This is a genomic window from Anaerococcus hydrogenalis DSM 7454 (assembly GCF_000173355.1).
Taxonomy (GTDB): domain Bacteria; phylum Bacillota; class Clostridia; order Tissierellales; family Peptoniphilaceae; genus Anaerococcus; species Anaerococcus hydrogenalis.
Window position 1 is genome coordinate 1 of record NZ_ABXA01000019.1, and the last position, 23,033, is coordinate 23,033.

Sequence of the window (23,033 nt, forward strand, 5' to 3'; positions counted from 1 at the left end):
TGTAAAATGGTGGTGCAATTGCTATAGGTCACCCAATAGGAGGATCAGGAGCAAGAATTCTTACTACACTTTTATTCGAAATGCAAAAAAGAGATTCTAAAAAAGGTCTTGCAACACTTTGTATAGGTGGAGGAATGGGAACAGCTCTAGTAGTTGAAAGATAATAATTTTATATATAAAAATAGGTTGCTATAGATTAAATAGCAACCTTTTTTGTTTGTAAATATAAAACTTTAAAAAATAAAACTACTCAAAAAGAGTAGTTACAGAGCGTAGACATACCCTCAAGCACGAATATCTAAATCCAAAAATTGTTGATTTCTAAATTAAAAATTCTAAAATCGCAAACTCGTTGACGCTCGAACAGTGTGATTTTTACGAATTTTCAAATTTGAAATCAAATCAATTTTTCGTATGATATTCTTAGCATGAGGATTTGTATACTTTCAACAATCTAAAACTACTCAAAATGAGTAGTTAAATTTGATCTATTGATATTTGATTTTTTGTTTTTTCACGTTCTTTCATTTTTCTATTGTAGCATGACCTACATAAGGGTTGGTAGGAGTCTTGAGCTCCAATTTCTATCCTATCTTCATTATAAGATTTTCTAAATGAAACCCAGGCATCTTCTCCACAAGAAGCACAGATTGCATGGTGTTTTATTAATTCATCAGCAATTGGCATAAGTTCTTTTACTATTTCAAAAGGCCTTGCCTTATAATCCATATCAAGTCCAGATACTACAATTGTTATATGAGAATTCATAAGCTTAATAAAATAATTAACAATTTCTGATGGATCGTCAGGGAAAAATTGTACCTCATCTATTCCTATTGCATCAATTTGATTGTTTTTTGAATATTCAAAAATATCCTTAATTGAATTTATTTTTATAGCGTCAAGCTCTAGGTTGTCATGACTAACTATTTTTTCATCCTCATGTCTTGAGTCAACAGATGGTTTGAATGCAACAGTCTTGTAACCTGCGATTTTCATCCTATATAATTCGCGCCAAAGAGAAGTTGTTTTCCCAGAAAACATAGAACCGGTGTGAACAATTAATTTAGCGTTTTTTTTCATATTTTTCCTAAACATTGAATTTAAAATTGGTAATATCTCCATCTTTCATAACATAATCTTTCCCTTCCATACGAAGTTGACCATGTTCTTTTACTTTTGTCATATTACCATATTCTTTTAAGGTATCAAAGCTAACAATTTCTGCCTTTATAAATCCTCTTTGAATATCAGTGTGGATTTTTCCAGCAGCATCTACAGCTTTTGTTCCATTTGTTATAGTCCAAGCCCTTGTTTCATCTTCACCTGTTGTTAAAAATGAAATTAAATTTAAGGTTTTGTATGAATCTCTAATAACTTGATCGCAGCCGGATTCTTCAAGGCCTATCATTTCCAAAAATTCCTTCTTTTCTTCATCACTTTCAAGTTCAGATATTTCTTGTTCTATTTTTGCGCTTACTACAGAAACTTGGGCATTTTCATCTTTAGCAAATTCTCTAACTTTTTGAACAAATTCATTATCGTCTCCATTGTTTGCAACATCACTTTCGTCAACATTACATACATAAATGATTGGTTTTGTTGAAAGAAGTTGGTAGGATTTTAAAAGGGCTTTTTCATCATCATTTAAATTTAAAACCCTAGCAGATTTACCTTCTTCCAAAACTTCTTTAATTCTTTTTAATAATTCAACTTCACTTCTAGCAGACTTATCTGATTTTGCAACTTTTTCTCTTTTTACCAAAACTTTTTCTACAAGTTCAAGATCTGATAAGATAAGTTCAAAATTTATTGTTTCAATATCTCTTAGTGGATCAATTTTTCCATCAACGTGAGTTACATTTGGATCGTTGAAACAACGTAAAACTTCAACTATAGCATCAGTTTCTCTTATATTTGATAAAAATTTATTTCCTAAACCTTCACCCTTGCTTGCACCTTTTACAAGTCCTGCTATATCATAAAATTCTATGGCTGCAGGAACAACTTTTTTTTGAATTATGCATTTTTGCAAGATAATCAACTCTAGAATCTGGTACATTTACAAGTCCAACATTTGGATCTATTGTGCAGAAAGGATAATTTGCAATTTCTGCACCAGCTTTTGTAATTGCATTAAATAAAGTTGATTTGCCTACATTTGGTAGGCCAACTATTCCTAATTTCATTTAATCACTCTTTCTTTTTTATTCTTTATTTAGCATTATTTATTATATAGAAAGAGCTTAAAAAAAATCAATTTTTAAATTTTCTAACAATGGTATAATGTTTAAAAGACAAAAAATAAAGGAGAAATTATGAATATAGATCAAAAACTAGAAAAGCTAAGAGAATTAATGGCTGATAGAAAAATTGATGCATATATAATAAATACTTCTGATCCTCACCAATCAGAATATATTAGTGATTATTATAAAACTCGTGAATTTATTTCCGGTTTTACAGGTTCTGCTGGAGTTTGTGTAGTTACAAAAGATAAGGCAAGACTTTGGACTGATTCTAGATATTTTTTACAAGCAGAAAATGAATTGAAATTTTCAGAATTTGAATTTTATAAACAAGGCTTTGAAGAAGATCCAACTATGGAAGAGTTTTTGTTAGAAGAAGTTGGAGAATTTGGAAAAATTGGTTTTGATGGAAGCTGTTATTCTGTAAAAGATTATAAGTCTTTAAGTGAAAACATGGCTTCTCGTGCTTTGGTTTATGATATAGATTATATTTCACAAATTTGGGATGATAGGCCAAGTCTTCCAAAGGAAAAAGTTTGGGTATACGATCTTAAATATGTGGGAGAAAGCTTAGAATCAAAAATAAATAGATTAAGAAAAGAACTTAAGAAAAAAGATTGTGATTATAACTTTATAGGATCTCCAGAAGATATTTGCTACTTATTAAACATCAGGGGAAATGATGTTGCCTACAATCCGGTTGTACTTTCTTATTTGTTAGTATCAATGGATGAAATCCATCTTTGCATAGACCAAGATAAGTTAGATGATGATGTTAAAAATTACTTAAAAGATAATAAGGTAAAGCTTCATTCTTATGATTATATTTATACTTTATTAAAAAATATTAAGGGCAAAAATAGGATCTATATAGACCCTGAAAGAACTAATGTTGCAATTTTTGACTCAATAAATCAAAACGTTAGGATTACAAGTGGGATAAATATTTCTACACAAATGAAAGCTATTAAAAATGATGTAGAACTAGAAAATGAGAAAAAGGCCTATATCATTGATGGGGTTAATCTAGTTAAATTTTTCAATTGGGTAGAGGTGGGAACTAGCACAGGCTCACTAACAGAGCTTATAGCTTCAAAAAAACTTCACGATATAAGAAGTGAAAATGAATCATATATAGAAGATTCCTTTGAAACAATAGCAGGATATAAAGAAAATGGAGCTATTGTTCACTATGAACCAACATCACTTTCATCAAAAACTTTAGAGGAAAGATCACTTTTGTTGGTAGACTCTGGAGCCCACTATAAAGAAGGAACAACAGATATAACAAGAACAGTTGCCCTAGGAAAACTTACAGAAGAAGAAAAAGAAAATTATACACTTGTATTAAAATCTCATATTACCTTGATGAGTGCAAGGTTTAAAGAAAAAACAAAGGGTCAAAGACTTGATGCTATTGCAAAATATCCACTATGGAAGGCAGGAAAAGACTTCTTCCATGGAACAGGACACGGTGTAGGTTTCTGCCTAACAGTTCATGAAGGACCAAATAATATTTCTCAATTTAATGAGGTCGAACTTTTAGAAAATATGACAACTTCAATAGAACCTGGTTTATATATAAAAGATAAGCATGGGATTAGGATTGAAAGTGAAGTTTATGTAAAAAAAGATATAGAAAATGAATTTGGTAAATTTATGAAATTTGAGTGCCTAACCTATGTTCCTTTAGACACAAGACCAATCAATATTTCAATGCTTGATAAGTGGGAAATAGAATGGATTAATGACTATAATAAAAAGTGTCAAGAAGTTCTATCTCCATACTTAGAAGGTTCTGATCTTGAATATCTAATAGAAAGTTGTAAAGAAATTTGATGAATAATCAAATAAAAGAAAAACTAAAAGAATTACCAGACTTACCTGGTGTCTATATAATGAGAAATAGCCAAGATGAAATAATCTATGTTGGAAAGGCTATCAATCTAAAAAAAAGAGTAAGTCAGTACTTTGATAACAACCAAAACAAGGGAAGAAAAGTACTGGCTATGGTAAGTCATATAAATAAATTTGAATATATAATTGTAGAAAATGAAGTAGAGGCCTTAGTATTAGAGTCTAACCTAATCAAAAAAAATAGGCCAAAATATAATATTGTTTTAAGAGATGATAAGCAGTATCCCTATATTAAAATTACAAAAGAAAAATATCCTAGGATTCAAAAGGTAAGAAATGTAAAAAAAGACAAGGGCTACTATTTTGGTCCCTATCCTGATGCCTATGCAGTAAATGATGTGATAGAATTATTTCATAATCTTTATCCCTTTAGAACCTGTAACTTAAATTTTGATAAGGGGCAAAAGTTAGAAAGGCCCTGTTTAAACTATTATATTCATAGGTGTAAGGGTCCATGTGTTGGTAGGGAAAACGAGAAAAAATACATGGAAAATATGGCAAAGGTCAAAGATTTTCTAGAAAATAAATCTAATGAAATACCAAATTTGGTCATTAAAAAAATGAACAAGGCAAGCCAAATATTAGATTTTGAAAATGCTGCAAAATATAGGGACTACCATATGGCCCTATCAACCATTTCTCAAAAACAAAAAGTCACTACAACAAATGGGGATGATATAGATATAATAGCTATGTCTAAAGGCCTATTTTATGTAACTATGCAGGTATTTTTTATGAGGGATGGAAAAATTGTAGATAGGGAGCATTTTATAATAAAAGATGACTATAGGGAAAAAGAATCAGATATAATGGCATCATTTATGAAGCAATTCTACTTAAATTTAATGTATGTACCAAAAGAAATTTTGGTTCACAAATTGCCTTCAGAGCTAAATACCTTAAAATCATTTATAGAAAATAAAAAGGGTGGAAAAGTTACCATAAATTGCCCTAAACTAGGTAAGAAAAAAGAACTTGTTGATATGGCTTTCAGAAATGCAAGCGATATGATGAGAAAATACGAAAAAAGAATAGAAGAAAAAGAAAGAAAAAAACATTCTGGCCTAAATGGTCTAAAAGAAATTTTAAATTTAAAATCTATAGGAAGAATAGAAGCTTATGATATTTCCAACACATCAGGAGTCCAATCTGTTGGATCAATGGTTGTATTTCAAAATGGAATAGCTGAAAGAAAAGAATATAGAAAATTTAAAATAAAAACTATTGAAGGACCTGATGATTATCATTCTTTAGAAGAAGTATTAACAAGAAGATTTAATAGAGCGAAAAAAGAAATCAAAAACAATAATACCTATACAGGATTTGGGAAATTACCAGATTTAATCCTAATGGATGGAGGTAAGGGTCAGGTAAAATCAGCAAAAAAAGTACTAGCTGACCTAAACTTTTCCATAGAAGTTGCAGGCCTTGTTAAAGATGATAAACATACAACAAGGGCAATTATCTATGAAAACGAAGAAATACCAATTAAAAAACGTGACCCAGTTTATAAACTAATTTATGAAATCCAAGAAGAAGCTCATAGATTTGCCATAAATTACCATAGAAAATTAATGAGCCAAACTATGAAAAAATCAGAATTGGATAATATAAATGGAATTGGAAAAAGAAAAAAAGAAAATTTACTAAGACATTTTAAAACAATAAATAATATAAAAAAAGCAAGTTTAGAAGAGCTTATGGAAGTAGAATTAATAGGTAAAAGCCAAGCTCTAGAAATAATAAAATATTTTAAATTAAACAATTAAAGAGGAAAAAATGGGAAAAACAACAAGCGTAAAATTAAAGGATGTAGTTGATAGACTAGCTTTAGAAATAGTCCATAAATCTACAGATTATGATGAAGTTATAATACAAAGCCCTGATATTAACAGACCAGGGCTGCAGTTGACAGGATACTTGGAAGAATTTCCATACAAAAGATTGCAAATAATAGGAAGTGTAGAATATACTTATTTAACAAGTCTTGATAATAGGATGCAATATGAAAGATTTAGGGGGATTTTATCTTATAAAATGCCAGCAATAATTTTTTCTTATAATGCTGGTTTACCAAAAGATATTCTAGATCTTGCTGATTATTATGATATTACAATTTTAAGATCAAAGCTTCCTACAACAAAATTGACATCTATAATTTCTGAAGAGTTGGAATATATTTTTGCAGATAGAACCCAAATGCACGGTGAATTATTAGAAGTGTTTGGTGTTGGTGTACTAATACTTGGAGAAAGTTCAGTAGGAAAAAGTGAAACTGCTCTAGATCTTGTAAATAGAGGACACAGACTTGTAGCTGATGATGTTGTTGAACTTGCTTCATATGATAATAAAGTAGCAGGCCAAGCTCCTGAAAATATAAGACACTACACAGAAATAAGAGGTCTTGGAATAGTAGATGTAAGAAGACTCTACGGAACAGGATCAGTAAAAGTATCTACAGATGTTGACTTAGTAATTGAGCTTGAACACTGGAGAGAAGATTACGAATACGATAGGCTAGGGCTAGATGATCATTATACAGAAATTTTAAATGTAGAGATTCCAAAAATTTTAATCCCAGTAAGAGCTGGAAGAAATTTAGCTATGATTATAGAAGTAGCTGCAATGAACCAAAGAGAAAAATCAATGGGCTACAATGCAGCAAAAGTTATGACGGAAAATTTATTTAAGGAAAGTGGCAATGATAATTAATTTGTGAAAATATTTGATATTTGCTTGACTAATCACGATATTATGATTATAATTTTATATAGTGTTAACGATAATTGATTCATATAATTTTTAGGAGGTCTTAAATGACAATTAAAAGAGCTATGAAGACTATGGATGGTAATACAGCAGCAGCTCACGTATCATATGCGTTTACAGATGTTGCAACAATCTATCCAATAACACCTTCATCACCAATGCCAGAAGCAGTAGATGTTTGGGCAGCAAACGGTAGAAAAAATATTTTTGGTAGACCAGTTGAAGTAAAAGAAATGCAATCAGAAGCTGGTGCAGCAGGAGCAGTTCACGGAGCACTTGCAGCGGGAGCACTTACTACTACATACACAGCAAGTCAAGGATTATTATTAATGATCCCTAATATGTATAAAATTGCTGGAGAAAGATTACCAGGTGTATTCCATGTTGCAGCAAGAACACTTGCAACTCACGCACTTTCAATATATGGTGACCACTCTGATGTTATGGCAGCAAGACAAACAGGATTTGCTATGCTATGCTCAGGTTCAGTTCAACAAGTAATGGACTTATCACCAGTTGCTCACTTAGCAGCAATAGAAGGAAGAATTCCTTTCTGTAACTTCTTTGATGGTTTCAGAACAAGTCACGAAATTCAAAAAATCCAAGTATGGGATTACGATGATTTAGCTCCATTAGTAGATATGGAAGCTGTAGATAGATTCAAAAATGAATCATTAAATCCAGAAAGACCAAAAACAATAGGTACTTCTGAAAAGAATATCTTCTTCCAAAGAATGGAAGCATCAAACCCAGCTTATACTGATATTATTGGAATAACAGAAAACTACATGAACAAAATAAATGAATTGATCGGAACAAATTACGGTTTATTCAATTATTATGGTGCAGATGATGCAGAAGAAATCATCATTGCTATGGGTTCTGTTTGTCAAGCAGCTGAAGAAGCAATTGATAAATTAGTAGAAGATGGTAAAAAAGTTGGTATGGTTGAAGTTCATCTTTACAGACCATTCTCAAAAGAACACTTATTAAAAGCTATACCAAAAACAGTTAAGAAAATAGCTGTACTTGATAGAACAAAAGAAAAAGGTTCAATCGGAGAACCATTATTATTAGATGTTAAATCAACATATTATGATGTTGAAGATAAACCAAAAATAATCGGTGGTAGATATGGTCTTTCATCAAAAGATACAATACCTGCAGATATTGAAGCAGTATACAAAAATCTTGAAGGAGAAATGAAAGATGACTTCACAATTTCTATAGTTGATGATGTAACACATAAATCTCTTGATAGAACTGATTTAAGAATCAGACAAGAAGGAACAAGTAGATGTAAATTCTGGGGATTCGGATCAGACGGAACTGTAGGTGCTAATAAACAAGCTATCAAGATTATCGGTGATAATACAGACATGTATGCTCAAGGTTATTTTGACTACGATTCTAAAAAATCTGGTGGACTTACTGTATCTCACTTAAGGTTTGGTAAAAATCCAATTAGATCAACATACCTATTAGATGAAGCTGACTTTATTTCATGTTCAAAACCAGCATATGTTAATCAATATGATTTATTAGATGGACTAAAAGATGGTGGTAGATTCTTACTAAACTGCCCATGGTCAGAAGAAGATCTTGAAGAACATTTACCAGCAAAAATGAAAAGATATATTGCTGAACACAATATTGATTTCAACATTATAGACGCATCACACATAGCAGAAAATATAGGACTTGGATCAAGAACAAACATGATCATGCAATCAGCATTCTTCAATCTTGCAAATGTAATTCCTATAGATGAAGCTGTTAAATATTTAAAAGATTCTATTGTTAAATCTTATGGTCACAAGGGTGACGATATTGTAAACATGAACTACAAAGCTGTAGATCAAGGAATTGATGCAGTAGTTAAAGTTAATGTTCCAGAATCATGGAAAGATGCAAAAGATGAAGTTAAAGAAGAAAAAGAACTTCCAGATTTCATTAAAAACATTGTTAAGCCAATGATTGAACAAAAAGAAGATGAACTTCCAGTTTCAGCTTTCAAAGATAGCACAAATGGAGACTTTGAACCAGGTACAACAAAATACGAAAAGAGAGGAATTGCTCTTAACGTACCTGAATGGCAAATAGATAATTGTATCCAATGTAACCAATGTTCATATGTTTGTCCACATGCTGTAATTAGACCATTCTTAGTAACAGAAGATGAAAAAGCTAATGCACCAGAAGGATTTGAAACAAAGAAAGCAATTGGTAAGGGAATGGATGGATATGACTTCAGAATCCAAATTTCACCACTTGATTGTACAGGTTGTGGAAACTGTGCTGATGTATGTCCAGCTCCAAAGAAAGCTCTTCTAATGAAACCTTTCGAAGAAGAAGTTGAAAAAGAAAAAGATAATTGGGATTATGCAAATGATGTAGTTGGATACAAAGAAGATGTTATGGATTCAATGACATTAAAAGGATCTCAATTTAAACAACCATTACTTGAGTTCTCAGGTGCTTGTGCAGGTTGTGGAGAAACTCCATACGCTAAACTTGTTACTCAATTATTTGGTGATAGAATGTATATAGCTAATGCTACAGGTTGTTCATCAATTTGGGGAGCATCATCACCAGCAACACCATACACAACAAATGCTTGTGGACAAGGTCCAGCTTGGGGTAACTCATTATTTGAAGATGCTGCTGAATATGGATATGGTATGAAACTTGCTGCTGATTCAAATAAATTACTTCTTGAAACATACATGAATGAATTTAATGAATTAGGAAGCGATTCAGAATTAAGTGAAGCATTTAAAGCTTGGTTAGAAGGAAAAGAAGATGTTAAGGCTTCAAAAGAAGCAACAGCTAAGATTCTTAACCTTGAAGAAAAAGCTAAAGCAGTTAGCGATGAAAAAGCTAAAGACTTATTACACAAAATTTATGCACTAAAAGATTATATGATCAAAAAATCAGTTTGGATCTTTGGTGGTGACGGATGGAGCTATGATATCGGATTTGGTGGAGTAGATCACGTACTTGCTAGTGGAGAAAACATCAATATCTTAGTATTTGATACAGAAGTTTACTCTAATACAGGTGGACAATCATCTAAAGCTACACCATTATCAGCAGTAGCACAATTTGCTGCATCTGGTAAAAAGGTTAGAAAGAAAGACCTTGGTTTAATGATGACTTCATACGGATATGTTTACGTAGCACAAGTTGCTATGGGTGCTAACCAAAACCAAACAATAAAAGCTATGAAAGAAGCAGAATCTTATGATGGACCATCTCTAATCATCTGCTATGCACCATGTATCAACCACGGTATCAGAATTGGTATGGGTAAATCTCAATTTAGAGAAAAACAAGCAGTTGATGCTGGTTACTGGCACTTATGGAGATTCGACCCAAGACTTGCTGAAGATGGAAAGAATCCATTCCAATTAGATTCAAGAGAACCTAAGGAATCATTCCAAGAATTTATCCAAGGAGAAGTAAGATACTCTTCACTTAAGAGATCATTCCCTGAAACAGCTGACCAATTATATCAAGAAGCTGAAAAAGCTGCTAAAGATAGATACGAAACATATAAGAGATTAGCTGGAAAATAAGATAAATTAATATAAAAAAATTAAAGGATGAGCTTGCTCATCCTTTTTTTTGTGCAAATGTTAAAATGAAAAAAGATTATAATATTAAAATCTCAACAAAATTATAATAATTTCCTATTTATGGTATAATAATTTATATATTTAAAATAAAATGGAGGAGTTTATGGCAATTAAGTATAAAAACAATTACGGTAAAATTAGTATATCAGAAACAGTAATTGCAAATATTGCTGCATCTTCTGTTATGGAATCCTATGGAGTAGTAGGTCTTGCTAGCAGAAGCACAAAAGATGGATTATATAAACTTTTAGGCATAGAAAATATGAATAGGGGCGTAAAAGTTGTTAGAAATATAGATGGAAGTGTAAGTATAGATATATCATTATTTTTAAATTATGGTGTAAGAATTGCAGTTGTATGTCAAAATATTATAGAAAATGTTAAGTACAATGTTGAACATTCTCTTAATGTTGGGGTATCAAATGTTAATATTTTAGTTCAAGGAATTAGAAGTTAGGTGGAAAATGAAAAAAATCGATAGTAATAAGTTCAAAAGCCTTATTATTAAGGCTTTTGAACTGCTTAATGAAAAAAGAGACGTCGTTGATAGTTTAAATGTGTTTCCAGTTCCAGATGGGGATACTGGTACTAATATGACTATGACTATGAAATCTGGTGTTGAAAAAGTAAAACAGACTGAGTCTGATTCTTGTTATGATATAGCTAAGGCCTTAAGTCAAGGTACTTTGATGGGAGCTAGGGGAAATTCTGGTGTTATCTTATCTCAGCTTTGTAGGGGTATGTCTAAAGCTTTAAAGGGCAAAGATATAATTGATGCAAATGTAATCAAGGATATTTTTGCGACAGCTAACAAAACAGCTTATAGGGCTGTTATGAAACCTACAGAAGGTACAATTTTAACTGTTTCAAGACTTATGGCTGAAGAGGCTGAAAGTTCTTTTGAAGATAATATTGATATAGATAAATATTTATATAAAATTATTGGGGCAGGCCATAAAGCTTTGCTTGATACACCAAACTTACTTCCTGTTTTAAAAGAAGCTAAGGTTGTAGACTCTGGTGGACAAGGATTAATGTTTTTACTTGAAGGTGCTCTTAAGGCATTAAATGGAGAAATAAGCATAGAAACTGACTTATCAGAAATTGAAATCGAGGATTTACCTTCAAAAGACTTCAATGTTGATTTAACTATAAGTGTTGATGAAGATAAGAAGGATGATTTAATTGAAAAAATCAACCAATCTTCTACATCATTAACTGAAGATTTTGATAATGGGATTTTAAAACTTTCTTTTGATTGCGATGACATAAAAGATCTAATGGATATTGCAATTGATTTTGGACAAGTTTTATCTATGAATGTTGAAAATACAAATCCTGAAGTTCTTAATGATATTAAACTTAACAAAAAACCATCTAAAAAATATGGTTTTATAGCAGTATCTAGAGGGGATGGATATGATAAGGTATTTGAAAGTTTGAACGTTGATAAGATTATATCTGGTGGTCAAACAATGAATCCTTCTACTGAAGATATTTATAAGGCAATAGAAAAAGTTGATAGTGAAAATGTAATAATTTTCCCAAATAATAAGAATATTATTATGAGTGCAAAACAAGCCTGTGATTTGTCTGATAGGACATGTAGGGTTGTTGAGACTAGGTCTATTCCAGAATCATTCTCTGCTCTTTTATCTTTTGATGAAGATGAGTCACTTGATGAAAATATGGAAAATTTCAATGATGCAATAGAGGATGTAAGAGTTTTGGAAGTTACTATTGCAGTTAGGGATACTAATGTAAACAATGTTGAAATTAAAAAAGATGAATTTATTGGAATTGTTGATAACAAAATTGTAACTAGCAAAAATACAATTGAAAGAACAGCCAAAGAAACTTTAAAAAATGCTGTTGATGAAGATACTTCCTTGATTACAATTTATTATGGAGAAGATGTTGAAGATAAGGACGCAAAAAAACTTCAAAAATACGCTCAAAAGAAATTTAAAGATAGTGATGTTGAATTAATTTATGGTGGTCAACCTTTATATTATTATACAATTACCTTGGAGTAGTTTAGATGGATCTTTTAGATCTTAAAGGTTTAGGAAAAAAGAAGAAAGAATATTTAGAAAAATTATCTATTTATAAGGTAGAAGATTTATATAATTATTATCCAAGAGAGTATGAGGATAGGTCAAAAAAATATGATTTATCCCATGGTCTTGATGGAAATAAACATTATTTTGAGTGGAAGATAGAGTCGAAAGTATATACAAATTACAGTAAGAAGTTTTCTATTTCATATCTTTATGGAAGTGAAAATGATAAAAGAATAAAGATAGTATTTTTTAATGATAAATTTTCACCAAGAAAACTTAAATTAGGACAAATTTATAAGTTTTATACAAAGATAGTAAAAAATGGATATGAGTATGAATGTCATAATCCAGAATTTACTGATATAGATGATGGTAGAATTGGAAATATTGTGCCAATTTATCCTCTTACAAAATCTATTACTAATAAAAATTTGTCAGATTTTATTGACCAAGCCTTAAATTTTTTTGATCAAAATGAAATATTACTTGATAAAGATATTCTTGATAAATTTAGTTTTTCTGATAAGCTTTCTAATTTAAAAGAAATACACTTTCCAACTAGTCTTGATAGGTTAAAAAAAAGCAAAGTCTGAAATTAAAATTATTGATTTTTTAAAAGAATTAATTTTTATCTATGCTATGCAAAAGGAAAATTCGTATCAAGACTTAAATTTAAAATTTGATTTGGATAAAATTTTAAATAGCTTAGATTTTAAACTTACTAAAAGTCAATACAATTCTCTTAGTGAAATTCTTGATGATTGTTCTAGTTCTAATATTATGAATAGACTTTTGTGTGGAGATGTTGGCAGTGGAAAGACAATTGTCGCTCTTATTGCAATGATTATTTTCTCACTTAATTCTTACCAAGCCTGTATGATGGTTCCAACAGAAGTTTTGGCTATCCAACAATTTGAAAAAAACAAAAATTTGATTGAAAGTTTTGGACTAAGGGTAGAATTGTTAACTTCTTCTACTAAAAATAAAGATTCAGTAAAAGAAAAAATTAAAAATGGTCAAATTGATATTGTAATTGGAACCCATGCCTTAATTGTTGATGATGTTGAGTTTAAAAATTTGAAGTTAATAGTTGCTGATGAGCAACATAGGTTTGGGGTTAGGCAAAGACAAGCTTTATATGAAAAGGGAAATAAGGCAAATTATCTTACCATGACTGCTACTCCAATTCCAAGGACCTTATTTTTAAAAATGAAAAATTTACTTAGCCTATCACAAATTACGGAATTACCCAAAGGAAGGGGCCAAGTTATTACTGAATTAGTACTTATGTCAATGGAAGATTCTTTATTTTCAAAAATTAGTAATTTTTTAAATCAAGGTAGACAAGTCTATGTAGTTAGTGATTCTATAGACAGTGAAGATGAAAATTCTGTAGAAAATTTATATAAACGCTATAAAACTAAGTTTACAGATAAAAGAATTGAAAAACTTCATGGGAAATTAAAGGCAGATGAGAAAGAAAATATTTTAAAAGAATTTTCTGATGGAAAAATTGATGTTTTAATTTCTACAACTGTAATTGAAGTTGGAATAGATGTCTCAAACGCTAATTGTATGGTAATTTATAATGCCAATAATTTTGGCTTATCATCCCTTCACCAATTAAGAGGAAGAATTGGAAGAGGAGAACATGAGTCTTTTTGCTATTTAGTAAGTAAAAAGATAGATCAAAGAAGTAAATTAAATATAATTAAAAATTCTAATGATGGATTTGAGATTGCTAAAAAAGACTTAAAATTAAGGGGTGCTGGAAAAATTTTATCTACAATTCAGCATGGGCGAAACTTAGATGAGATTAATTATTTTAATTTAAAAGAAGATGAAATAGATCTTTGCTTTAAAATTTTTACCTACCTTAAAGATATAAAGTTTGAAGGTGTAAATTTTTCTTATTTAGAAAAATATTTTAATATAGATAAAAGGATAGTACTTAATTAATGAGAGTAGTTGCAGGAAAATATAAAGGATTTAATTTAAAATCTCCAAAGGCAAATAATTCAAGACCAACAGATAATAAGGTTAAAGAAGCAGTTTTAGCTATGCTTTATCCTTACAAAAATGATTTTACAGCCCTAGATTTATTTGCCTGTACTGGTCAAATGGGCATAGAATTTTTATCACATGGTGCAAGGGAAGTTGTTTTTGGAGAACTTAATAATTCAAATTATAAAATACTAAAAGAAAATATAGAAAAAATTGCTTGTAAAAATGCCTATGTAATTAGGGGAGATTTTAGGAAAGTTTTGGAAATTTTACATAAGGAAAACAAAACTTTTGATTACATATACCTAGATCCTCCCTATAAGGAAGATTATTTGAAAATAAGCGTTGAGACTTTATTAGACTACCATTTAATAAATAATAATGGTATAATAATAAGCGAATCAGATAGGAATATTGATTTTTCTTACATAGAAAATTTACAATTAATTAAAGAAAAAAAATATGGAAGGAAGATCGTAAAAGTTTATTGCTATGAAAGTGATATATCCAGGTAGCTTCGATCCGATAACAATCGGACATTTAGATATAATAAAGAGACTTGACCAAATGTTCGACGAGGTAGTCGTTGCTATATTGATAAATGAAGCCAAGCACTCTCTTTTTTCAATTAAAGAGAGAAAACAATTAATAGAAGAAGAAATTAAAGAAAATAAACTAAAAAATGTGAAAGTAAAAACATTTGAGGGTTTGTTGGTTGATTTTGCAAAAAAAGAAAATTCTAAGACAATAGTTAGGGGAATAAGGGCTGTTACTGATTACGAGTATGAGATTAATATTGCTCAGTTTAATGCCAACCTTTATCCAGGATTAGAAACAATATTTTTACTTTCTAACCCAAAATTCTCGTTTATAAGTTCGAGTGGAATAAGAGAGCTAGCTAGTTTTGGTGGAGATGTATCTAAATTTGTATCAAAAAATGTAAAAAAAGCTATATATGAAAAAAATAAACTAGGAGGAAAATAATGGCAAATATTAATGAACTTATTGATGAAATTGAAGATATAATGGACAATGCTAGTTCTGTTCCATTTTCAAGAAAGGTATCAGTTGATCCTGATGAAATTTTTGAAATAATTAGGGATATGAGAGATTCTTTACCAACAGAAATTAAAAATGCCCAATGGATTAATGATGAAAAAGATAGAATTTTGCAAGAAGCTGAAAATGAAGCTAGGTCAAAGGTTGATAATGCAAATAATGAGATAAAAAATTTCAAAGAACAAGCTAAAAGTCAATATCAAAGAATGATTTCTGAACACCAAATCACAGCTGAGGCAAGACAAGAAGCACAAAGAATTTTAGAAGAAGCAAATCAACAAGCAAACAGTATCAAACAACAATCATACCAATATGTTGATCAATTATTCTCAAAATCATGCGATAATTTTAATCAACTAGCTCAATCATTGGAAAAAATAGAAAACATATACTAAATCAAAAATAAAAAAATCCTCTATTTATTAGAGGACTTTTTTATTGTAATTTTTTGAGTAAAATCGCTGTTCATATTTCTATTTATTAGGAAAGAATAAAGGTTAGATGCCTTTATCATTTGATCATAGATAATTTTTTCATTATCTTTTAATTTTTTTTCATCTTTTTTTTGTATTAAAATTGAAACAGCCTGGTCTTTGAAAAATCGAGTAGATTTTTTATTAAAGGCTAAAACTTTTATAAAATTAATTTCTAGATTATTAAAATCTATAGTATTTTCCAATAAGTAATTTATCATAAGTCTTTTTATTCTTGATTTTGTAAACCTTAAACTACTTGCTTCATTAATAAAATCATTATATAAAAAGTTTTTTTCTGCTAATTTTTTTAAGTAGTTATCCATACCTTCTTCATAGCAAAGAATATTGCTCATATTTATATCTTCAATTAATATTTTGTACCTAAAAAGTTCATATAATCTTTCCATATCTGGAAAATTATTGTATTGGTGTTTAAATTTTTCTATATTTTCCAAAGATGATTTTGGAAGATAAGATTTTATATTCGAATTATTTATATTATTTCTAATAGCAGTAGATGATGCGAATGTTTTCTTATCTAAATTTTTATCTTTATTCATTGACTTAATTCTTTTAATTGGAATGGCCTTAATTTTCGAATTAGAGTTTTTTAAAGCTCTTACATATTCTAGAGCTAAAATATTATTGGCAGAAAAAAATTTTTGATTAAGGGCATAAGTTTTTGAAGCCTCATAGGATGCCTTGGAAAATGATAGGCCCTTATCCAAAAAATATTTTGTTTTTTTATCTATATTCTCATTATTATTCAGTATGTTTTCAACTGATTTAAAAAAATCTTCCTCGCTAATATTTTCTATACCAAAAGCAAGATAATCAATTTTCAATTTATCTAAGATTTCAATATTTTTTCTAGCAAATAAATTTGCGGATTGTAATGAAATAAATGAAGGCATTTCAATAATTAAATCTGCAGAAATCATAGCAGAATCTGCTCTTTTATATTTATCTATCAAAGAAGGTTCACCTCTTTGAACAAAATCTCCACTCATTATTGAAATAATAAGGTCAGCATTTGTTAGCTCTCTTGCTTTTTTTTGTATAAAATTGTGACCATTGTGAAATGGATTATATTCGGAAATAATTGCTAATTTTTTCATAAAATCACCTAAGAACATTATAGCAAATTAGAAAATTAAGTGAAAAATTATTTCTAATTATTACATATTATTACATAATAATTTAAAAAATTATTTAATAGTGGTATAATATTATAAAAAGACCGAATTAGGAGGACATATGATATCAGCAAATGATTTAAGAAAAGGAATAACTTTTGAATACGATGGGGATGTTTACCAAGTAATTGATTTCCAACACGTAAAACCAGGAAAGGGAGCTGCTTTTGTTAGGGCTAAGATTAAGTCTGTTATGCAAGGTGGAAATAAGGATGTAACTTTTAACCCAAATGAAAAATTTGAACAAGCAATTATTTCTACAAAAGAAATGCAATATTTATATAATGATGGACAATTATATTATTTTATGGATCCAGAAACATTTGAACAAATTCCTGTAGACAAGGATGCTGTTGCAGAAGCTATTCCTTACATAAAGGAAAATGATACAGCTACAATGAGATTTTATAAAAATAATCCATTCTCTATTGAAGCACCAAATTTTGTAGAGCTTGAAGTTGTAAAGACAGAACCAGCTATTAAGGGAGATACAGCAACAAATGTAACAAAACCTGCAGAAGTTGAAACTGGAGCTGTAATAAATGTACCAGTTTTTGTAAATGAAGGTGACGTTATTAAGATAGATACTAGAAAAGGGGAATATCTATCAAGAGTATAAAGGAGAAATAATGACAAGAGCATTTAAATATGGAAGTGTAAAGATTGCAAATGAAACCATTGAAGCTATTGCTAAAAAAGCTTGTGAGGAAATTAATGGTGTAGTTGAATCAAATACAAAATCCAATAAAGAAGCAAAAAAAGATACAAAAATTTCTGTAGTAAATGGTTTTGTAATTATAGACTTAAATCTTGTTCTTAGTGCAGACGTAAATGTTAGAAAAACAATAAAAAATGTTCAAGAAAATGTAAAAAGACAAGTTGAAACTATGACTGGCTTATCTGTAAAGAGAGTTAATGTCGAAGTGAATAGTTTAGTAATATAATGAATAGAGCAAAACAAAGAGACTGGGTCTTTAAAATAATATTTGAAAATCAAATTAAAAATATTGATGATATAGATCAAGCTATTATAAATCATGACTTAGACTTAAAAAGAGATTCTTTTTTATTTCAGTCTTTAAAATCATATATTGAAAATTTTAAAAATATAGAAGATATACTTATTAATCAAATAGGTTTATCTTCTTTAAAAAGACTTGCTAAGGTTGATAGGGCAATTTTATTTTTAAGTGTAAATGAAATGAAATACTTAGATATCCCTGTAAGTGTATCTATAAATGAAGCTGTGAATATTTCAAAAAAATATTCAACAAGCGATGGGTATAAATTTATTAACAGTGTTTTAGGAAAAATTGCAGAAAAGAGTAATTAATTGAAATCTTTGAGTGTTAAACAATTTAACCAATATATAAAGACTTCTTTAAAACTTGATCCCTTATTTCAAAATGTAAGTATAAAAGGTGAAATAGCTAATTATAAGATATCTCATAATCATATTTATTTTTCATTAAAAGAAGATGAAGAAATTATAGATTGTGCGATTTACTATTATGAAGATAAGGATTTAGGAGTTTATAATAATGGAGACGAAGTTATTGTAGAGGGTAATTTGATCTATAATAGCTTTTTCTCCAAAATTTCTATTGCTGTAAATAATATTGAAAGCAAAGGATTATCTGAAGACTATATAAAATTTTTAAAACTTAAAGAAGATTTTTATAAAAAAGGTTATTTTGACCAAGAAAGAAAAAAATCAATAAGTTCCTATCCAAAAAACATAGGACTTATAACATCAGATAAATCAGCAGCTATTGTTGATTTTATTTCGGTTATTAATAAGGAAATATCGGATATAAATATTTATCTTTACCCTGTAAAAGTTCAAGGTCTTAGTGCCAAAAGTGAAATTATTAATGCCATTGATATTTTGGATGAAAAAAAATTAGATGCAATAGTAATAACACGAGGTGGTGGCAGCAAGGAAGACCTTAAAGTTTTTAATGAAAAAGATCTAGTAGAAAAAATTTACAAGGCTAAATCTCCGATTATATCAGCTATAGGACACAAAATAGATTTATCTTTAACCGACTTAGTAAGTGATGTGTCCTTACAGACACCAACTGAAGCGGGATCTTATTTAGTGAGAAACTATAAAAAAATTAGGGATAAGATAAATGACTTGTTTATAAATATTAGAAAGACCTTAAATAGGAATATAGACTTAAAAGAATTAAAATTAAGAAATCTAGGGGATAAATTAGAATTATATAAAATTGAGAATTTATTAGAAAAAAAATCAAATGATTTAGATCTATTATTTGATAAATTTAATAAAACTATAGAAAATGATATAAGACAAAAAGAAAATAAAATTTCACTTTTAAAATATAGGCTTAATTCTATAAATTCAATTTTAGAAATCAAAAAGAAAAGTATTTATATTAAAGACTTAGAGGATAAGTTAATTTATTCTAGAAATAGCTTAAAAAACAAGGATAAGGTTAAAATAGTATTTAGTGATGGAGAAGTGAAAGCTGAGATATATGATGGATAATTCATTTGAAGAAAATTATAAAAAAATGGAATCCTTGTTAGAAGATTTAGAAAAAAACAAGGATAATCTCGATAAGAGCCTTGAAATTTACAAAGAGGCAAAGGAAATTTATAATACACTCAACGAGAAAATTAATGACTACAAAGCAAAGGTAGAAGTAATAAATAATGACTAATATGAACAAAAAAGAATTTGATAGGATATTAAATACTGACAAAAAAATTATAGATCAAGCTATGAAGGAAAAATTTGTGGATGATAACCCCTTAAATGAGGCCTTGATTTATGCAAGTGATTCTGGCAAAAGAATTAGACCGATTGTATTTTTAGAAACTTGTAGGATGCTTTTAGGAGATAAGTTAGATAAAAATATTATTGATTGTGCCTTATCACTTGAAATGGTTCATGCTTACTCCTTAGTACATGATGATATGCCTTGCATGGATAATGATGATTATAGAAGAGGAAAATTTACAGTTCATAAAAAATTTGGAGAAGACCAAGCTATTCTAGTTGGCGATAGTCTTTTGTCATTTGCCTTTGAAAATATCTTAAACTTGAGTATAGAGGACCAACGTTTTCTTAAACCAGCAAGGTATTTGGCAAGGGCATGTGGAAAAGATGGAATGATTAAGGGTCAAATTTTTGACATAAAAGCAAATAAAAATGAAAATCTTTCTTACATTTTGGATGTTTATAAAAATAAAACTTCAAGATTATTTATGGCAGCTTTAATGATGGCGGGTTTATATTGTCAATTAGACGATGAAAAATTAACAAAACTTGAAAACTACGCTTATTATTTGGGGATGGCCTTTCAATTACAAGATGATATTTTAGACAAATATGATGAAATAGAGTTAAATATCTTATCTTGTATTTCAATGGATGAAGCTAAAAAATTATTATTAGATTTTAATGGAAAGGCAAAAGAAAATATTAAAGATTTTGATAATAATGATTTTCATATTTATTTAATTGACTATTTAACAGAGAGGATCAAATGAAAAAATATACTAGACAAAGACTTATTTTAGATATAATTCAAAATAATGAAGTTAAAACACAAAGTCAACTTTCAAGATTACTAAGAGATCAAGGAGTTGATGCTACTCAAGCTACAATTTCTAGAGATATAAAAGAGCTTAGAATTTCCAAAGTTCAAACTGACGATTATGAATACAAATATACTGTTATAGATACAGTTTATGATTCCTTGAATGAAAGAATGGAAAAAATCTTTAAAGAGTCAGTCTTATCAGTTGAAAGATCTTATCAACTTGTTGTTATAAAAACTATTTCTTATACAGCAACAGTGTGTGGGCTTTTTATAACAAATGCAAAGCTTGAAAATATTGGTGGAATAGTAACAGGACTTGATACAATTTTTATTACACCGAAAAATCTTGATGACATTGACGATTTAATAGAAACTTTAAGAAGTATGGTGAAGTAAGTGTTAGCTGAGTTATTTATAAATAACTTTGTAATTATCAAGAGAGATCATTTATTTTTTGATAAGGGATTTAATGTTTTTACTGGAGAAACTGGTTCAGGTAAAAGTTTAATCTTAGATGCCATAAATATAGTTTTGGGGAAAAGAGCTAATAAAGATGTAATTGGTAAATTTGATGATAAAACTATAATAGAGGCTGTCTTTATATTGGACGATCAAACATTAAAAAAATTAGAAAATAAAGATATTATATTTGATGATAATAAGCTTATAATTACTAGGACAATTTCACAGCAATCTTCTTCAATTAGATTAAATAATAGGGCTGTTAATCTTTCTTTGGTAAAGGAAATAGCATCATTACTAATTGACATTTATAAGCAAGGTGATTCTAATGTTTTTATGGATAAGGATAATTACTTAAATATTATAGATTCTTACCAAAAAAATGATCAGTCTATTTTTCTAAAAGAAGAAATTAAAAGTCTATATAATAAAAAAAATCAACTTCTTAAAAAATTTGATGAATTTAACCTATCTCAAGAAGAAGTCTTAAGGGAGAAAGAGCTTATAAATTATCAACTTGATGATATAGAACAAATTGATTTAGAAAATATAGATGAAGAGGCAATCTATCAAGAATATAAAAAATTAAATTCTGTAACAGAACTTAGAGAAAGTATAGAAAAAAGTGAAGAGCTAATTTCATCTTTTGATTATGATCAAGCTACAATTAGTTCTCTTTTGGCAGGTCTTTCTTCAAATCTATCAGAATTTTCATCTATCGATAAGGAAATAGAAGATGTAAATGAGAAGATAAATACAGTTATAGACCTAGTAAATGAGATTTATTCAGATTTGGATGGATTCAAAGATAGCTTAGATCAAAATCCAGAAAGATTGTATGAACTTGAGATGATAAATCAAAAAATATTTGATTTAAAGAGAAAATATGGCAACGAAATAGAAGATATTTTAAAATATCATCAAAAAATTTCTTTGAGATTAAAAGAACTAGAGAAAATAAGTGATTTCAAGAAAAATATCAATAAGGATATAGAAAAAATAGACTCAAAATTGGAAGAATATTCCAAAAAATTATCATCAATCAGAAAAGAAAAATCAATAAATCTAGAAAAAGAAATAAAAAAGAAATCCAATCTTTAAACATAAAAAATGGAGATTTTAAAGTTTTATTTATGGAAAAAACTAATATAGATTCTGATGGAATTGATAACATTGATTTTTTAATAAAAACCAACAAGGGTGATGATTTAAAATCACTATCTTCAACAGCTTCTGGTGGTGAAATTTCTAGGATTGTACTTTCTTTTAAAAAAATATTTGCAGATTATGATAAAATAGATACTATGATTTTTGATGAAATTGATCAGGGTATAAGTGGAAGGACTGCACAAATTGTTGGTGAAAAGATACTAGATCTTTCTAAAAAAAGACAAATTATTGCAATTAGCCATTTACCACAAATTGCTTCTTTATCAACAAATCATATTTTAATTGAAAAGTATGACCAAGATGATTTGACAATATCAAATTCAAAGAATATAAAAGATATAGAAAGAACAAAAGAGATTGCAAGACTACTAGCAGGAGTTGACATAACCGAAAAAACTATAGAATCTGCTAAAGAAATGCTAGATATGGCAGAGAATTTAAGAAGAGGAAACTAA

The 23,033-nt window shown here is 28.9% G+C and carries 20 protein-coding genes and 3 pseudogenes; 20 read left to right on the plus strand and 3 right to left on the minus strand.

Features of this window, described 5'->3' with window-relative positions; genetic code table 11:
- Positions 1–5 precede the first annotated feature (5 nt).
- Positions 6–164, plus strand: a pseudogene (locus ANHYDRO_RS09570) (acetyl-CoA C-acyltransferase); the annotation flags it as partial.
- 313 nt (positions 165–477) lie between these two features.
- Here the strand turns inward: ANHYDRO_RS09570 and ANHYDRO_RS02615 are convergent.
- Together ANHYDRO_RS02615 and ychF are read right to left on the minus strand one after the other, a co-directional pair.
- Positions 478–1,083 (minus strand): thymidine kinase, encoded by a 606-nt coding sequence (locus tag ANHYDRO_RS02615; RefSeq protein WP_039913933.1) that lies wholly within the window; start codon positions 1,081–1,083, stop codon positions 478–480.
- Positions 1,084–1,090: 7 nt separating this feature from the next.
- A pseudogene (gene ychF / locus ANHYDRO_RS02620) lies at positions 1,091–2,189 on the minus strand (redox-regulated ATPase YchF).
- Between the two features lie 129 nt (positions 2,190–2,318).
- On the opposite strand from ychF, the gene ANHYDRO_RS02630 reads away from it, so the two are divergent.
- The 11 genes from ANHYDRO_RS02630 (at position 2,319) to ANHYDRO_RS02675 (ending at position 16,094) form a co-directional block, all read left to right on the plus strand.
- Positions 2,319–4,088, plus strand: coding sequence for an aminopeptidase P family protein (locus ANHYDRO_RS02630; RefSeq protein ID WP_004813147.1), 1,770 nt, complete (start codon positions 2,319–2,321; stop codon positions 4,086–4,088).
- Positions 4,088–5,935 (plus strand): excinuclease ABC subunit UvrC, encoded by a 1,848-nt coding sequence (uvrC, locus tag ANHYDRO_RS02635; protein ID WP_004813148.1) that lies wholly within the window; start codon positions 4,088–4,090, stop codon positions 5,933–5,935. Before ANHYDRO_RS02630 ends, uvrC begins: the two co-directional genes overlap by 1 nt.
- A gap of 10 nt (positions 5,936–5,945) precedes the next feature.
- Complete coding sequence (gene hprK, locus ANHYDRO_RS02640; protein WP_004813150.1) at positions 5,946–6,878, plus strand: HPr(Ser) kinase/phosphatase; 933 nt, start codon at positions 5,946–5,948, stop codon at positions 6,876–6,878.
- Positions 6,879–6,982: 104 nt separating this feature from the next.
- Positions 6,983–10,513 (plus strand): pyruvate:ferredoxin (flavodoxin) oxidoreductase, encoded by a 3,531-nt coding sequence (gene nifJ, locus ANHYDRO_RS02645; RefSeq protein ID WP_004813151.1) that lies wholly within the window; start codon positions 6,983–6,985, stop codon positions 10,511–10,513.
- A gap of 163 nt (positions 10,514–10,676) precedes the next feature.
- A complete protein-coding gene (locus ANHYDRO_RS02650) occupies positions 10,677–11,030 on the plus strand; it encodes an Asp23/Gls24 family envelope stress response protein (protein WP_004816737.1) in 354 nt (117 codons plus the stop codon).
- Positions 11,031–11,037: 7 nt separating this feature from the next.
- Positions 11,038–12,609 (plus strand): DAK2 domain-containing protein, encoded by a 1,572-nt coding sequence (locus ANHYDRO_RS02655; protein WP_004813154.1) that lies wholly within the window; start codon positions 11,038–11,040, stop codon positions 12,607–12,609.
- Positions 12,610–12,614: 5 nt separating this feature from the next.
- On the plus strand, positions 12,615–13,229 hold the full coding sequence (locus ANHYDRO_RS10355; protein WP_004813156.1) for an ATP-dependent DNA helicase RecG: 615 nt from the start codon (positions 12,615–12,617) through the stop codon (positions 13,227–13,229).
- Between the two features lie 91 nt (positions 13,230–13,320).
- Positions 13,321–14,595 carry a DEAD/DEAH box helicase gene (locus ANHYDRO_RS10360; protein ID WP_244261621.1) on the plus strand — a complete coding sequence of 425 codons (1,275 nt, stop codon included), beginning with the start codon at positions 13,321–13,323 and terminating at the stop codon, positions 14,593–14,595.
- A complete protein-coding gene (gene rsmD, locus ANHYDRO_RS02665) occupies positions 14,595–15,155 on the plus strand; it encodes a 16S rRNA (guanine(966)-N(2))-methyltransferase RsmD (RefSeq protein ID WP_004813159.1) in 561 nt (186 codons plus the stop codon). The genes ANHYDRO_RS10360 and rsmD overlap by 1 nt, the downstream gene beginning before the upstream one ends.
- Complete coding sequence (gene coaD / locus ANHYDRO_RS02670) at positions 15,133–15,624, plus strand: pantetheine-phosphate adenylyltransferase (protein WP_004813161.1); 492 nt, start codon at positions 15,133–15,135, stop codon at positions 15,622–15,624. Before rsmD ends, coaD begins: the two co-directional genes overlap by 23 nt.
- Positions 15,624–16,094 (plus strand): ATP synthase subunit B family protein, encoded by a 471-nt coding sequence (locus ANHYDRO_RS02675; protein ID WP_004813163.1) that lies wholly within the window; start codon positions 15,624–15,626, stop codon positions 16,092–16,094. The genes coaD and ANHYDRO_RS02675 overlap by 1 nt, the downstream gene beginning before the upstream one ends.
- A gap of 20 nt (positions 16,095–16,114) precedes the next feature.
- Here ANHYDRO_RS02675 and ANHYDRO_RS02680 read toward each other — a convergent pair whose 3' ends face one another.
- Positions 16,115–17,293, minus strand: a complete 1,179-nt coding sequence (locus ANHYDRO_RS02680; RefSeq protein ID WP_039913873.1) for a nucleotidyltransferase family protein — start codon at positions 17,291–17,293, stop codon at positions 16,115–16,117.
- A 139-nt stretch (positions 17,294–17,432) separates the two neighbouring features.
- Here ANHYDRO_RS02680 and efp point away from each other — a divergent pair, with 139 nt between their 5' ends.
- The 8 genes and pseudogenes from efp to recN all read left to right on the plus strand — a co-directional run bounded on the left by efp (position 17,433) and on the right by recN (position 23,033).
- Positions 17,433–17,990, plus strand: a complete 558-nt coding sequence (efp, locus tag ANHYDRO_RS02685; protein ID WP_004813166.1) for an elongation factor P — start codon at positions 17,433–17,435, stop codon at positions 17,988–17,990.
- A gap of 10 nt (positions 17,991–18,000) precedes the next feature.
- On the plus strand, positions 18,001–18,315 hold the full coding sequence (locus tag ANHYDRO_RS02690) for an Asp23/Gls24 family envelope stress response protein (protein WP_004813168.1): 315 nt from the start codon (positions 18,001–18,003) through the stop codon (positions 18,313–18,315).
- Positions 18,315–18,704: a transcription antitermination factor NusB gene (gene nusB / locus ANHYDRO_RS02695; RefSeq protein WP_004813169.1), complete on the plus strand. Its 390-nt coding sequence runs from the start codon at positions 18,315–18,317 to the stop codon at positions 18,702–18,704. Before ANHYDRO_RS02690 ends, nusB begins: the two co-directional genes overlap by 1 nt.
- Positions 18,705–19,886 carry an exodeoxyribonuclease VII large subunit gene (gene xseA / locus ANHYDRO_RS02700; RefSeq protein WP_004813170.1) on the plus strand — a complete coding sequence of 394 codons (1,182 nt, stop codon included), beginning with the start codon at positions 18,705–18,707 and terminating at the stop codon, positions 19,884–19,886.
- The gene (gene xseB, locus ANHYDRO_RS02705; RefSeq protein WP_004813171.1) at positions 19,876–20,061 is read left to right on the plus strand and encodes an exodeoxyribonuclease VII small subunit; all 186 of its coding nucleotides are present in this window, start codon (positions 19,876–19,878) and stop codon (positions 20,059–20,061) included. The genes xseA and xseB overlap by 11 nt, the downstream gene beginning before the upstream one ends.
- Positions 20,054–20,893 (plus strand): polyprenyl synthetase family protein, encoded by an 840-nt coding sequence (locus ANHYDRO_RS02710; protein WP_004813172.1) that lies wholly within the window; start codon positions 20,054–20,056, stop codon positions 20,891–20,893. The genes xseB and ANHYDRO_RS02710 overlap by 8 nt, the downstream gene beginning before the upstream one ends.
- On the plus strand, positions 20,890–21,342 hold the full coding sequence (locus ANHYDRO_RS02715) for an arginine repressor (protein WP_004813173.1): 453 nt from the start codon (positions 20,890–20,892) through the stop codon (positions 21,340–21,342). The genes ANHYDRO_RS02710 and ANHYDRO_RS02715 overlap by 4 nt, the downstream gene beginning before the upstream one ends.
- Positions 21,343–23,033 (plus strand): annotated as a pseudogene (gene recN, locus ANHYDRO_RS02720) (DNA repair protein RecN).